Source organism: Streptomyces sp. NPDC059917 (assembly GCF_042730635.1).
In the GTDB taxonomy this organism is placed as follows: domain Bacteria; phylum Actinomycetota; class Actinomycetes; order Streptomycetales; family Streptomycetaceae; genus Streptomyces.
Genome location: NZ_JBHWLC010000011.1, coordinates 143,324 through 157,235 on the forward strand (window position 1 = coordinate 143,324; position 13,912 = coordinate 157,235).

Consider the following 13,912-nt stretch of genomic DNA (forward strand, 5'->3'; position numbering starts at 1 on the left):
GCGAGACCCGCCCGCCGGGGCCGTCACGCCGCCGGGGTCGACAGCGCCAGGTCCGTGGCCACGCGCGAGGCGACCTCCTCGGCGTAGGCGGCGTCCGCGCGGTCGAAGGGCGGGCGCGAGGGGCCGCGCAGGAACGTCAGGATCCCCAGGCTCCGGCCCCGGCTGCGCAGGACCACGCACAGCGCGTGCGCGGCGCCCTGCGGCCACCGGCGGGCCGTGAGCCAGCCCTCGGCCGCGGCGCCCCCCGGCGCGCTGGCCCGGACCGAACCGATCCGGTCCAGCGCCTGGAGCGCCGGGTGCCCCGGCTCGTAGCGGACCGGGATCGCCCCCGGCCCCGGCAGCAGCGGGCCCGCGGCGGGCACCGCCCCGGACGGGGACACCGGCGAGCGGACCAGGCGCGCCCCGTCCGCGGCCAGTACGTCGATCAGCGCGTGGTCCGCGAAACCGGCCAGCGCGAACTCCAGCCGGACCGACGCCGCCTCCGCCGACTCCTCGCACTCCCCCGCCGCCCGGCCCGCCCGGTGCAGCTGCTGGGAGCGGAAGCGCAGCTGCGCGGTGTCCAGTTCCGCCTGCCGGGCCTCGGTGATGTCCTGGAACAGCCAGCCGACCCCCAGCGGCACCGGTTCCTCCGCGAGCGGCGAGGCCAGCCGAAGGAAGCCGCTGCGCCAGCAGCGCCGGCGGACACCGGCGGCCGTGCGCACGGAGACCCACAGCTCCACCGGCCCCGGCGGCGGTCCCTCGGCCAGGACGTGCTGGAGCGCGCCCTCCAGCTCCTCCACGCCCTGCGCGAGCAGCTCCCCGAGCGGCCGGCCCAGCAGGGCGGTCCGCCCCGAGCCGAAGGCGGCGGCCGCCTGCGCGTTGACCACGGCGGGCCGCAGGTCGACGTCGACGAGCACGACCCCCCACGAGGCGTCGTCCATCAGGGCCTCGCTGAGCGCGATGGAGCGCTCCAGGTCGATCTGCGCGTGCACCTCGCTGAACGCGCAGTACACCCCGGCCGGTTTTCCGCCCGCGCCCGGCACCCCGGCCGACTGGGTCCGTACGAGCACCCGCCCGCCGTCCTTGGTGAGCAGGGCGAACTCGTGCACCTGGCGGCCGGGGACGTCCTGCGCGGCCATCAGTCTGGCCTCGACGTCCTGCGCGTCGGCGGCCCGCGCCGCCCATCCGGCGAATCCGCGCCGTCCCACCGCCTCGGCGGCCGACCAGCCCAGGATCCGCTCGGCCTCGCGGTTCCAGTGGGTGATCACGCCGTCGGCATCGAACGCGCAGAGCGCCGCGTCCATCCCGTCCAGCAGTGCGGCGAGCAGATCGTCGGTGGTCTCGCTACGTCCGGAAGCACTCACCTGGGACCCCCTGCAGGTGTTCGCGTGTGCGGCACGTCAGATCATTGAACTGGAACGTGACGCAGCCCACACCTGATTCCCCGGATTCCCCCCGAATTAAATCGCTTGAGCGGCGTGCGGCGCCGTCCTAGGCTCTGCCGTACACGAGAAGGGAGGTGGTTCCGGAAATGTCTGGCAACCGGACGCGTGAGGTGACTGCGGGCTGACGCCCGTTGTCGTACGCACCCAAGCAGTGCAGTGCCGACAGGTGTCGGCGCCAATCCCAAGCAGTCACCCGACCCGCGGGCTCGCCGGTACGTCCGGCCGGCTCCTCTCACTGCAGGAGAGGAACCCGAGCCCGCGGGTCGCCTGCTGTCCCCGCCCGGTCGGGCGGGGCACGCCCTCAGGGGCAGAGCCGCTCGACGCGCCACTTCTCGCCGTCGCGGACGTACTTCAACCGGTCGTGCAGGCGGTTCTCGTGGCCCTGCCAGAACTCCACCTCCTGCGGCACCACCCGCACCCCGCCCCACTCCGGCGGCACCGGCACCTGCTCCCCCTCCGGGTAGCGCTGCGCCAGCTCCGCGTAACGGCGGTCCAGCTCGGCGCGCGAGGAGATCACCCGGGACTGGTCGCTGGCCCAGGCCCCCAGCTGCGAACCGTGCGGGCGCGAGCGGAAGTACGCGGCGGTCTCGTCCCGGCCGATCCGCAGCGCGCTGCCGGTCACCAGGACCTGCCGGGCGATCGGGTGCCACGGGAAGAGCAGGCCCGCGTGCGGGTTCTCGGCCAGTTCCCGGCCCTTGCGCGAGCCGTAGTTGGTGAAGAAGACGAAGCCGCGCGCGTCGAACTGCTTGAGCAGCACCGTGCGGGAGCTGGGCCGCCCGTCGGGGGTGGCGGTCGAGACGACCATCGCGTTCGGCTCGAACAGGTTCGCGTCGGCGGCCTGCCGGAACCACTGCGCGAACTGCTCCATGGGGTCCGCGGCGAGGCCGTCCTCGGCGAGGATCTCCGAGCGGTACTGCATCCGCATGAGTGCGGGGTCAAGATCCTTGTCTGTCACCCCGCCATCCTGCCGCAGGACGCCCCGCGGGGGTGTGCCGCATGTCACGCTTCCGCAGGCCATCCGGAACGGACAAAATCTTGGGGCCGGTCCGCTGGTCCACCCGAGGGTGACCATCGGCCCGGCCGGGCATCAACGGGGATGACCGCGCCGGACCGCGAATCACGCCGGGAGCCGCGCGTGTTCGCATCTATCTGAGGAGCCGCCTGATGTCCGACTTCGTACCCGGGCTCGAAGGGGTCGTCGCGTTCGAGACCGAGATCGCCGAGCCCGACAAGGAAGGCGGATCGCTCCGCTACCGGGGTGTCGACATCGAAGACCTGGTCGGTCACGTGTCCTTCGGGAACGTCTGGGGACTGCTGGTCGACGGTGCGTTCAACCCGGGGCTGCCCGCCGCCGAACCCTTCCCGATCCCGGTGCATTCCGGGGACATCCGCGTCGACGTGCAGTCCGCGCTCGCGATGCTGGCCCCGGTGTGGGGTCTGAAGCCGCTGCTCGACATCGACGAGCGGACCGCGCGTGACGACCTCGCGCGCGCGGCCGTGATGGCCCTGTCGTACGTCGCCCAGTCCGCCCGCGGCCAGGGCCTGCCGATGGTGCCGCAGAGCGAGATCGACAAGGCCGAGTCCGTCGTCGAACGCTTCATGATCCGCTGGCGGGGCGAGCCCGACCCCAAGCACGTCAAGGCCGTCGACGCGTACTGGACCTCGGCCGCCGAACACGGCATGAACGCCTCCACCTTCACCGCCCGGGTCATCGCCTCCACCGGCGCCGACGTCGCGGCCGCCCTGTCGGGCGCCGTCGGCGCCATGTCCGGGCCGCTGCACGGCGGTGCGCCGTCGCGGGTGCTGGGCATGATCGAGGAGATCGAGCGCAGCGGCGACGCCGTGGCGTACGTGAAGAAGGCCCTGGACAAGGGCGAGCGGCTGATGGGCTTCGGGCACCGCGTCTACCGCGCCGAGGACCCGCGCGCCCGCGTGCTGCGCCGCACGGCCAAGGAGCTGGACGCGCCGCGCTACGAGGTGGCGGCCGCGCTGGAGAAGGCCGCGCTGGAGGAGCTGCACGCGCGGCGCCCCGACCGGGTGCTCGCGACCAACGTGGAGTTCTGGGCGGCGATCATGCTGGACTTCGCGGAGGTCCCGGCGCACATGTTCACCTCGATGTTCACCTGCGCCCGCACGGCCGGCTGGTCCGCGCACATCCTGGAGCAGAAGCGCACGGGCCGCCTGGTCCGTCCCTCGGCGCGCTACGTGGGCCCGGGCACCCGGGAGCCGCAGGCCATCGAGGGCTACGCCGACATCGCCCGCTAGCGGGCCGGTCCCCCGCCCCGCCCCGGCTCAGTCCCGGGGCGGGCCGAGGGCGGTGTCGAGGATGGCCGCCCACTGCGTGACCACCCGGGCCCGGCGGGCGGTGTCGTCGGTCAGGACGTTCGCCAGCCCCAGCCCGCGCGCCATGTCGAGGAATCCCTGGACGCTCTCGCGCACCCCGGGCACGGACTCGTCGGCGCCCAGGAGTTCCACGGCGATGCGGTGGGTCTCGCGCCCGACCCGCGCCTCCAGTTCGATGACCGGGGGCCGCAGCTGCTCCTCGTTGGAGGCGGCCACCCACAGCTGGAGCGCGGCCCGGAAGAGCGCGCCCGTGTAGAGGTCCACCACGGCGTGGACCACCTCGGCGCGCGGCGCCGGGGCCGCCTGGAACAGCTCGCGCAGGGCGGTGGACCGCTCCTCGGCGACGTACTGGACGGCGGCGGTGAAGAGGGCCTCGCGGGTGGGGAAGTGGTGCTGGGCCGCGCCCCTGGAGACGCCCGCCCGCTCGGCGACGACGGCGACGGTGGAGCCCGCCCAGCCGTGCTCGGCCAGGCAGGACACGGCCGCCTCCAGGAGGTGGCGGCGGGTGACCCGGCTCCGGGCCTGCTTGGGTCCCGCGGGCCGGCGGGGACCGCTGTGCTGCGGATCGGTCAGGACGTCCACGACGGGTCCCGGCGCTCGAAGAGGGCGGTGATGCCCTCGCGGGCCTCCGCGGAGGCGAAGAGGGTCGCCGACAGGGCGGTCAGCCGCTCGCCGTCCCGCTCCAGGGCTGCCCGTACGGGCGCGGTGACCAGCGCCTTCGACGCGGCGAGGCCCTGCGGCGAGGCCCTGCGCAGGCCCGCCAGGACCGGTTCGAGGGCTTGGTCGACGTCGTCGGCGTGCAGGGTGAGCAGTCCGATCCGGGCCGCCTCGGCCGGTCCGAAGCGCTCGGCGGTGAGGAAGTAGCGGGCCGCGGCCCGCGGGTCGAGCCGGGGCAGCAGCGGGATCGAGATGACCGCCGGGGCCAGGCCCAGGTGGCTCTCGGTGAAGGCGTACGAGGACTGCGGCCCCGCGGCGGCGATGTCGCAGGCCCCGAGCAGCCCGAGGCCACCGGCCCGGACGTGGCCGGTCACCCGGGCCACGACCGGTGTGGGCAGTTCGGCCAGCTCGCGCAGCAGCGCGAGGAAGTCCTCGGGCGCGAAGGGGTTCTTCAGGTCCGCTCCGGCGCAGAAGGTGGTGCCGGTGTGGGTGAGGACGATGGCCCGGACCGCCGGGTCCGCACCCGCCGCGGCGAGGGCCGCGCGCAGCTCGCCGACGAGTTCCGCGGAGAGCGCGTTGCGGTTGCCCGGCGAGTCGAGCGTGAGGGTGGTGATGCCGCTGGCGTGCGCGGATCCGACGATCGGGGTCATGTCCGTTCCTCCGGCCGTTCCGTTCTAGTAGGACTTGGGCAGGCCCAGGGTCTGGTGCGAGACGAAGTTGAGGATCATCTCGCGGCTGACGGGTGCGATGCGGGCCACCCGGGAGGCGGTGATGAGGGCGGCGAGTCCGTATTCGCGGGTGAGGCCGTTGCCGCCCAGGGTGTGGACGGACTGGTCCACCGCCCGCACGCAGGCCTCGCCGGCAGCGTACTTGGCCATGTTGGCCGCCTCGCCGGCGCCCATGTCGTCCCCGGCGTCGTAGAGGTGGGCGGCCTTCTGCATCATCAGGCGGGCCAGCTCCAGCTCGATGTGGGCGGCCGCCAGCGGGTGGGCGACGGCCTGGTGGGCGCCGATCGGCTCCTTCCACACCTGCCGGGTCTTGGCGTAGTCGACCGCCTTGGCCAGGGCGTAGCGGCCCATGCCGATGGCGAAGGCGGCGGTCATGACGCGTTCGGGGTTGAGTCCGGCGAAGAGCTGGAGCAGGCCCGCGTCCTCGTCGCCGACCAGGGCCCCGGCGGGCAGCCGCACCTCGTCCAGGACCAGTTCGAACTGCTTCTCGGCAGCCTGGAGTTCCATGTCTATGACCGAACGGGTGAAGCCGGGGGTGTCGCGGTCCACGATGAACAGGCAGGGCTTGAGGCGTCCGGTGCGGGCGTCCTCGGTGCGCCCGACGATGAGGGTGGCGTCGGCGATGTCCACGCCGGAGATGAAGACCTTGCGCCCGGACAGCACCCAGTCGTCGCCGTCGCGCCGTGCGGTGGTGGTGATGCGGTGGGAGTTGGATCCGGCATCCGGCTCGGTGATCCCGAAGGCCATGGTCCGGCTGCCGTCGGCGAGGCCGGGGAGCCAGGCCCGCTTCTGCTCCTCGGTGCCGAAGCGGGCGATGACCGTGCCGCAGATGGCGGGCGAGACCACCATCATCAGCAGCGGACAGCCCGCGGCGCCCAGCTCTTCGAGCACGATGGAGAGTTCGGCGATGCCTCCGCCACCGCCCCCGTACTCCTCGGGGAGGTTGACCCCGAGGTAGCCGAGCTTGGCGGCGTCGGCCCACAGCTCGTCGGGGTGGCCGCCCTCGCGGGCCACCCGGGCGAGGTACTCGCGACCGTAGCGCTGCCCGAGGGCGGCGACGGCCGCGCGCAGGGCCCGGTGTTCTGCTGATTCCACAACGGCGTTGCTCATGCGGGCGGTTCCTCCTGGACGACGGCGAGCAGGGCGCCGAATTCGACCTGGCGGCCGAGGGCGGCGTGGAGCGCGGTGAGCGTGCCGGAGGCGGGCGAGACGATGCGGTGCTCCATCTTCATGGCCTCCAGCCAGAGCAGGGGCTGCCCGGCGGTGACGGCGGAGCCGGGGGCGAGGCCCTCGGCGATCCGCACGACGGTGCCGGGCATGGGGGCGAGCAGGGATCCCGGTGCGGTGCGGTCCCGGGGTTCGGTGAAGCGCGGTCGCCGGATCAGGGTGTGCGCGCCGAGCGGTGAATCGACGTACACCTCGGGGCTGTTCGATTCGTGTTTCACGTGGAACACCCGGTGGACGCCGTCGATGTCGAGGGTGACCGACTCGGGTGCGACGGCCACGACGCGGACGCCGGGCTGGTCCACGAGCTGCGGGGGCCCGTTGCGGGTCGGGCGGTAGCGGACCTCGTACGCCGTCCCGTCCACGGTGTAGCCGCGGCTCTGCGGTTGGGACGGCACGTTGCGCCAGCCGCCGAGCCGCCCGGCGAGCGGCGCGTCGGCGGCGGGGGCGGCCTCGGCGAGGGCGGCGGCGAGGGCCGCCCGGGCGGCGTCCGGGGCCGAGGCGGTGAGCTCGGCGAGGTGGCGTTCGTAGAAGCCGGTGTCGAGGCGCGCGGCGGTGAACTCCGGGTGGCGCAGCGAACGCACCAGCAGGTCCCGGTTGGTAGTGAGCCCGTGGATGCGGGCCCGGGCCAGGGCGCGGGTGAGCGCGCGGACGGCTTCGGCGCGGGTGGGGGCGTGGGCGATGACCTTGGCGAGCATCGGGTCGTAGTGCACGCCGACGGTGTCGCCGTCGGCGAAGCCCGTGTCGATCCGGATCCCGTCCCCGGGGACGGACAGGGTGTGCAGGACCCCGGCCTGCGGGCGCCAGTCCCGGGCCGGGTCCTCCGCGTACAGCCGGGCCTCGACGGCGTGGCCTTCGGCCGGGGGCGGGTCCAGGGGCAGCGCCCGGCCCTCGGCGACGCGCAGTTGGAGGGCGACGAGGTCGATCCCGAAGACGGCTTCGGTGACCGGGTGTTCCACCTGGAGGCGGGTGTTCATCTCCAGGAAGTACGGGCGCCCGTCGGCGGTGACGAGGAACTCGACGGTGCCCGCGCCCTGGTAGGACACCGCGCGGGCGGCGGCGACGGCGGCTTCGCGCAAGGTGGTGCGCAGGCTCTCGGGGAGGGCGGGGGCCGGGGCCTCTTCGATGACCTTCTGGTGGCGGCGCTGGAGGGAGCAGTCCCGGGTGCCCAGTGCCCAGACGGTGCCGTGGGCGTCGGCGAGGACCTGCACCTCCACGTGCCGGCCGCGCTCGACGTAGGGCTCCGCGAAGACCTCGCCGTCGCCGAAGGCGGACCGGGCCTCGGCCGCGGCGGCTTCGAGCTCCTCCTTCAAGGAGTCGAGGTCGCGGACGACCCGCATGCCCCGGCCGCCGCCACCGGCGGCGGCCTTGAGGAGCAGCGGCAGGTCCGCGGCGGTGGCCGTGGCCGGGTCGACCGGGTCGAGCAGGGGGACCCCTGCGGCGCGCATCAGCTCCTTGGCGCGGGTCTTGGAGGCCATGGCCTCGATCGCCTCGGGGGGCGGCCCGATCCAGAGCAGTCCGGCGGCGCGCACGGCCCGGGCGAAGTCGGCGTTCTCGGAGAGGAACCCGTAGCCGGGGTGGACGGCGTCGGCGCCGGCGGCGAGGGCCGCCCGTACGAGGAGTTCGCCGCGCAGGTAGGTCTCGGCGGGGGCGGCCCCGGGCAGCCGGACGGCCGCGTCGGCCTCCCGCACGTGCAGGGCCCCGGCGTCGGGGTCGGCGTACACGGCGACGGTGTCGAGGCCGAGGGCGCGGGCGGTGCGGAAGATCCGTACGGCGATCTCCCCGCGGTTGGCGACGAGCAGCGAGCCGATCGTCCGGGGCGCGGCGAGGTCGGCCGCGGTGGGCCCGGACGCGGTGGGTGCGGGTGAGGTGGTCATGTGGGGGCTCACATCCGGAAGACGCCGAAGCCGCCACGGGCGCCCTCGACGGGGGCGTTGTGGACGACCGAGAGGCACAGGCCGAGGATGGTGCGGGTGTCGCGCGGGTCGATGACCCCGTCGTCGTACAGCCGCCCGGACAGGAACATCGGCAGGGACTCCGACTCGATCTGCTGCTCCACGAAGGCCCGCATCCCGGCGTCGGCCTCGTCGTCGTACGGCTGCCCCTTCGCGGCGGCCGAGGCGCGCGCGACGATCGACAGCACGCCCGCGAGCTGCTGCGGTCCCATCACCGCGGACTTCGCGCCGGGCCAGGCGAAGAGGAAGCGGGGGTCGTAGGCCCGCCCGCACATGCCGTAGTGGCCCGCGCCGTAGGAGGCGCCGATGAGGACGGACAGGTGCGGGACCTTCGAGTTGGACACCGCGTTGATCATCATCGAGCCGTGCTTGATGATCCCGCCCTGCTCGTACTCCTTGCCGACCATGTAGCCGGTGGTGTTGTGCAGGAAGAGGAGCGGGATGTCGCGCTGGTTGGCGAGCTGGATGAACTGGGCGGCCTTCTGCGACTCGGCGCTGAACAGCACGCCCTGGGCGTTGGCGAGGATGCCGATCGGGTAGCCGTGCAGGCTCGCCCAGCCGGTGACCAGGCTGGTCCCGTACAGCGGTTTGAACTCGTCGAAGTCGGAGCCGTCGACCAGCCGGGCGATGACCTCGCGCGGGTCGAAGGGGGTCTTGAGGTCGGACGGCACGATGCCGAGCAGCTCCTCGGCGTCGTACAGCGGCTCCCGCGCCACCGGCGGCTCCGGCCGCGCCTTGCGGTGGTTGAGGCGGGCCACGATCCGTCGGGCCCGGCGGATCGCGTCCTCCTCGTCGACGGCGTAGTAGTCGGCGAGGCCCGAGGTGCGGGCGTGCATGTCGGCGCCGCCGAGGGACTCGTCGTCGCTCTCCTCGCCGGTCGCCATCTTGACCAGCGGCGGGCCGCCGAGGAAGACCTTCGACCGGTCCTTGATCATCACGGTGTGGTCGGACATCCCCGGGATGTAGGCCCCGCCCGCCGTGGAGTTGCCGAAGACGACGGCCACGGTGGGGATCCCCTCGGCGGAGAGCCGGGTGATGTCCCGGAAGATCGCCCCGCCGGGGATGAAGATCTCCTTCTGGGACGGGAGGTCGGCGCCGCCGGACTCGACCAGGCTGATGCAGGGCAGCCGGTTCGCCCGCGCGATCTCGTTGGCGCGCAGCGCCTTCTTCAGGGTCCAGGGGTTGGAGGCACCGCCGCGCACCGTCGGGTCGTTGGCGGTGACCAGGCATTCGACGCCCTCGACCACACCGATCCCGGTCACCATCGAGGCGCCCACCGGGTAGTCGCTGCCCCAGGCCGCGAGCGGGGACAGCTCCAGGAACGGGGTGTCCGGGTCGAGGAGCAGCTCGATCCGTTCCCGGGCGAGCAGCTTGCCGCGCGCCCGGTGGCGGGCCGTGTACTTCTCGCCGCCGCCCGCGAGCGCCTTGGCGTGCTCGGCGTCGAGGGCCTCGATGCGTTCCAGGGCGGCGGCCCGATGGGCCAGGTGGTCGGGGTCGCGGGTGTCGACGCTGGTGCCGAGCCGGGTCATGGGCGGCTCACCTCCGGAAGGGGTGCGAGAGGGGGGAGAAGGCTGACGGGGACGTCCAGGTGGCGGGCGCGCAGCCATTCGCCGAGCGCCTTGGCCTGCGGGTCGAAGCGGTGCCCGGAGGCGACGCCGTCGCCGAGGATCCCGGTCACGACGAAGTTCAGGGCGCGCAGGTTCGGCAGGTCGTGCCGGGTCACCGGCAGGGTGCGGGTCTCGGGGAGCAGCTCCCGGAACAGGTCGACGGTGAGGGTGCTCCGCAGCCACTCCCAGGCGTCCGCGCCCTCGACCCAGACGCCGACGTTCGCGTCCCCTCCCTTGTCCCCGCTGCGGGCCCCGGCCACCAGCCCGAGCGGCGCGCGGCGGGTGGGGACCTCCCCCGCCGGGGCTCCCGCGGGGCCCGGGTCGGGCGGGACCGGCAGCGGCGGCAGCGGGGAGAGCGGCGGCGCCCCGGGGCCGGGCGCCGGGATGGCCAGGCGGCTGCCGTCCGGGAGGACCGCCACGTGGGGGACGGTGTCCGCGGGCAGCTGCCCGGAGCTGAACACCCCGTACGGCTGGGCCGGTCCGGGCGGGGCCGTCACGTGGAACCCGGGGTAGCTGCCGAGGGCCAGCTCGATCGCCGCCGAGGTCAGGGCCCGCCCGACCCGGTCGGCGGAGGGGTCCCGGACCACCAGCCGCAGCATCGCGCTCGCCGTCTCCTGGGTCGGCGCGTCCGCGTGGTCACCGCGGACGAGGGTCCAGCCGACGTCGGCCACGCCCTCCAGCGCCCCGGCCAGTTGGTCCCGTACGAGCTGCGCCTTCGCCTCGATGTCGAGGCCGGTCAGGACGAACACCACCTCGTTGCGCCAGCCCCCGATCCGGGTCACGCCGGTCTTGAGGGTCGGGGGCGGCGCCTCGCCCCGCACCCCGCTGATCCGGACCCGGTCCGGGCCCTCCTCGCGCAGCCGCACGGTGTCGAGGCGGGCCGTCACGTCGGGGCCGAGGTAGCGGGCGCCCTGGGTCTCGTAGAGCAGCTGCGCGGTGACGGTTCCGGTGGTCACCGCGCCGCCCGTGCCGGGGTGTTTGGTGAGGGTGCAGGAGCCGTCCGCCTCGATCTCGGCGAGCGGGAAGCCGGGGCGGGCCATCGCCGCGTGGCGGGTGAAGAAGGAGTAGTTGCCGCCGGTGGCCTGGGTCCCGCACTCCAGGACGTGCCCGGCGACCACCGCTCCCGCCAGCCGGTCGTGGTCCCCGGGCGACCAGTCGAACCACCAGGCGGCGGGGCCGCTGACGAGCGCCGCGTCGGTCACCCGGCCGGTGACGACGACGTCCGCCCCGGCCCGCAGGCAGGCCGCGATCCCGGCGCCGCCGAGGTAGGCGTTGGCGGTCAGCACCCCTTCGGCGTAGGGCATCACGTCATCGCCCTCGACGTGCGCGACGCGCACCGGTACGCCGGTCTTCGCGGCCAGTTCGCGCACGGCGTCCGCGAGCCCGGCCGGGTTGAGGCCGCCCGCGTTGGCGACGATCCGCACGCCCCGCTCGTGCGCGAGGCCGAGGCCCTCCTCCAGCTGGCGCAGGAAGGTCTTCGCATAGCCGAGGCCCGGATCCCTGAGCCGGTCGCGGCCGAGGATCAGCATGGTCAGCTCGGCGAGGTAGTCCCCGGTCAGGACGTCCAGTTCGCCGCCGGTCAGCATCTCGCGCACCGCCGAGAACCGGTCGCCGTAGAAGCCGGACGCGTTGCCGATGCGCAGGGCGCGCCGCGCGCCGCTCACGCGGGACCGCCACCCGGCTCGCGGCCGGGACCGGCCGGGCCCGCGAAGGCCTGCGCGATGTCGAGCCACTGCTCGGCGTCGGCGCCCAGCGCCCGTACGCCGAGGTCGGCGCGGTGCGCCCGCTGGGTCACCAGCAGGCAGAAGTCGAGCGCGGGGCCGGTGACGCGCTGCGGGGCGTCCGGGGGCCCGTACGTCCATGCGCCCGCCCCGTCGGGGGCGGTCAGCTCCACCCGGAACTCCTCGGCGGGAGCGGGCAGTCCGCGCACCGCGAAGGCGTAGTCGCGGGCCCGCACACCGATCCGGGCGACGTGCCGCAGCCGGTCGGTGGGCGTACGGCGCACCCCGAGCGCGTCGGCGACGTCCTGGCCGTGCGCCCAGGTCTCCATCAGCCGGGCACTGGCCATCGAGGCGGCCTTCATGGGCGGCCCGTACCAGGGGAAGCGCGTGTCGGGCGAGGCCGCGGCGAGCGCCCGGTCCAGTGCGGTGCGCCCGGCCCGCCACGTGCTCAGCAGCTCGGCGGGCGCGAGCGCGGCCCCTTCGGCCGCGCCGTCGTCGACGAACGAGTCGGGCGCCGCGAAGGCGGCCGCGACCATCCCCGCGAAGCCGTCGGCGTCGGTGAGCGCCAGCAGCGCCGCCCGGTCGGTCCACGCCAGGTGGGCGATCTGGTGGGCGATGCTCCAGCCGGCGGCGGGGGTCGCCGCGGCCCAGCCGGGGTCGGACAGCTCGGCGACGAGGAGGTCGAGGTCACGGCCCTCCTCGCGGAGATCGACGTACACCGCTGCTGCGGCGTGTTCGGTGGCGGCGGACGACGGCTCGGGCACGGTGCGCTCCCTCGGGACCCCAGGACACGGCTGTGGGGGGAAGCGTGGCAGCGCACGACAAAACAATCAAGCATGCTTGCATTATTTGTCCGGAGCGCGCCCCCTTCAGGAACGGGGGGTGACCGCAGGGGAGTTGGCACCCTCCAAGGCGTCCAGGCGGCGCAGGCACCCCCGGCGCTGCACCACCGACAGACCCGCCACCGCACCGCCCAGCAGGAGCCAACCGGCCGGGCCCACCGCCATGACCGCACCGGTGAGCAGGAGGGGCCCGGCCGACTTCTGGATCGACTGGGCCATGCCGGCCACGCCCAGGTAGGCGGCCCTCGACTCCGGCGGGGCGAGGGAGACCGCCAGCTCCCAGGAGCTGACCGAACGGATCAACTCGGCCGCGGTGACCAGCACCGCGGCGACGAGCAGGGCGAGCGAGGCGCTCCACGCCCCGCCCCCGGTGGCGGTCGCCAGCACGACGCAGCAGGCGAGCAGGGTGGCGCCGTAGAGGAGCACCACCCCGGCGGCCCGGCGCGGCCCCCGCACCCGGGCCGACACGTGCAGTTGGAGGATGACGACGAGCACGGTGTTGATCGCCAGGAAGGCCGGGACCACGGCGTGCGGCGCCGAGGTGTGCTCCACGAGCCACAGCGGCAGGCCGACATTGAGGATCGAGTCGTCGAGGCTCATCGGGATGTCCAGCAGGACGAACCGCAGGTAGCCGCGATCGCGCCACGGACTGGCGGGGGCGACGGGCTCGGCGTCCGTGGAGCGCGCCACGACGTGGGCGCGGGCCCGCGGCTCGCGGGTGCGCCACACGAGCGCGGCGGCCAGGACGAACGACAGGGCGTTGGCGAGGATCAGCGCGGCGAACGCCCCGCGGCTGCCGACGGCGAGCCCGAGCGCGGCGATCCCCGCCCCCACCGCGACCCCGGCGTTCGCCGCACTGCGCGAGAGGGCCTGGTACTCCGCGCGCCGCTCACCCGCGACGCGCGTGGCGAAGAGCATCTCCAGCGTCTTGGCCGCCCGGTCGCCCAGGTAGGTGATCGCGACGACGGGCAGCAGCACGTCGAAGCGCGTGCACACCAGCATCAGGCACAGGGTCGCCAGCCGCAGGAGGTGGCAACCGATCAGCAGGGCCCGTACGGAGAAGCGCCCGGCCAGCCGCCCCGCCAACGGCGACCCGGCGATCCCCGCCACCCCGGCCACCCCCAGCAGCAGGCCGAGCTGCCGGGCGTCGAAGCCGACGACGAACGTGAAGTACAGGACCGAGGAGGCCGCCCAGACCCCCGACCCGGTGCGGTCCAACAACTGGGCGAACAGCATGATCCGCGCATCCCGCCCACCGGGCGGCCGCCGCAACCGTGCCCACAGGCCGCCTCCCGGCTCGACCTCCATCACGCGCGCCCTTCCGCTCACCCCGAAAGTCTCTTGACATCAAGAGACCCAACGGGTGGCAGCCTGCCGGACATCAATCTCGACGTCAAGATACTTTCGGGGG

At 74.3% G+C, this 13,912-nt stretch carries 11 protein-coding genes; 1 reads left to right on the forward strand and 10 read right to left on the reverse strand.

The window, feature by feature from the left end; all coding sequences use genetic code 11:
• Positions 1 to 23 precede the first annotated feature (23 nt).
• The gene (locus ACFWAR_RS09855) at positions 24 to 1,343 is read right to left on the reverse strand and encodes a PAS domain-containing protein (RefSeq protein WP_385774942.1); all 1,320 of its coding nucleotides are present in this window, start codon (positions 1,341 to 1,343) and stop codon (positions 24 to 26) included.
• Between the two features lie 382 nt (positions 1,344 to 1,725).
• A complete protein-coding gene (pdxH, locus tag ACFWAR_RS09860) occupies positions 1,726 to 2,349 on the reverse strand; it encodes a pyridoxamine 5'-phosphate oxidase (protein WP_385774984.1) in 624 nt (207 codons plus the stop codon).
• 239 nt (positions 2,350 to 2,588) lie between these two features.
• On the opposite strand from pdxH, the gene ACFWAR_RS09865 reads away from it, so the two are divergent.
• The gene (locus ACFWAR_RS09865; RefSeq protein WP_385774945.1) at positions 2,589 to 3,689 is read left to right on the forward strand and encodes a citrate synthase 2; all 1,101 of its coding nucleotides are present in this window, start codon (positions 2,589 to 2,591) and stop codon (positions 3,687 to 3,689) included.
• A 27-nt stretch (positions 3,690 to 3,716) separates the two neighbouring features.
• Here the strand turns inward: ACFWAR_RS09865 and ACFWAR_RS09870 are convergent, their stop codons facing one another.
• The 8 genes from ACFWAR_RS09870 to ACFWAR_RS09905 all read right to left on the reverse strand — a co-directional run bounded on the left by ACFWAR_RS09870 (position 3,717) and on the right by ACFWAR_RS09905 (position 13,830).
• Entirely contained in the window at positions 3,717 to 4,349 is a 633-nt protein-coding gene (locus ACFWAR_RS09870; protein ID WP_385774948.1) for a TetR/AcrR family transcriptional regulator, read from the reverse strand.
• The gene (locus tag ACFWAR_RS09875; protein ID WP_385774950.1) at positions 4,337 to 5,074 is read right to left on the reverse strand and encodes an enoyl-CoA hydratase family protein; all 738 of its coding nucleotides are present in this window, start codon (positions 5,072 to 5,074) and stop codon (positions 4,337 to 4,339) included. The genes ACFWAR_RS09870 and ACFWAR_RS09875 overlap by 13 nt, the downstream gene beginning before the upstream one ends.
• A 24-nt stretch (positions 5,075 to 5,098) precedes the next feature.
• A complete protein-coding gene (locus ACFWAR_RS09880; RefSeq protein ID WP_385774953.1) occupies positions 5,099 to 6,262 on the reverse strand; it encodes an acyl-CoA dehydrogenase family protein in 1,164 nt (387 codons plus the stop codon).
• A complete protein-coding gene (locus ACFWAR_RS09885; protein ID WP_385774955.1) occupies positions 6,259 to 8,253 on the reverse strand; it encodes a biotin carboxylase N-terminal domain-containing protein in 1,995 nt (664 codons plus the stop codon). The genes ACFWAR_RS09880 and ACFWAR_RS09885 overlap by 4 nt, the downstream gene beginning before the upstream one ends.
• 8 nt (positions 8,254 to 8,261) lie before the next feature.
• On the reverse strand, positions 8,262 to 9,860 hold the full coding sequence (locus ACFWAR_RS09890; RefSeq protein WP_385774957.1) for an acyl-CoA carboxylase subunit beta: 1,599 nt from the start codon (positions 9,858 to 9,860) through the stop codon (positions 8,262 to 8,264).
• Positions 9,857 to 11,524 carry an acyclic terpene utilization AtuA family protein gene (locus tag ACFWAR_RS09895; RefSeq protein ID WP_385774986.1) on the reverse strand — a complete coding sequence of 556 codons (1,668 nt, stop codon included), beginning with the start codon at positions 11,522 to 11,524 and terminating at the stop codon, positions 9,857 to 9,859. Before ACFWAR_RS09895 ends, ACFWAR_RS09890 begins: the two co-directional genes overlap by 4 nt.
• 74 nt (positions 11,525 to 11,598) lie before the next feature.
• Positions 11,599 to 12,423 (reverse strand): TIGR03084 family metal-binding protein, encoded by an 825-nt coding sequence (locus tag ACFWAR_RS09900; RefSeq protein WP_385774959.1) that lies wholly within the window; start codon positions 12,421 to 12,423, stop codon positions 11,599 to 11,601.
• Between the two features lie 105 nt (positions 12,424 to 12,528).
• Positions 12,529 to 13,830, reverse strand: coding sequence for an MFS transporter (locus ACFWAR_RS09905; protein WP_385774961.1), 1,302 nt, complete (start codon positions 13,828 to 13,830; stop codon positions 12,529 to 12,531).
• Positions 13,831 to 13,912: the final 82 nt, after the last annotated feature.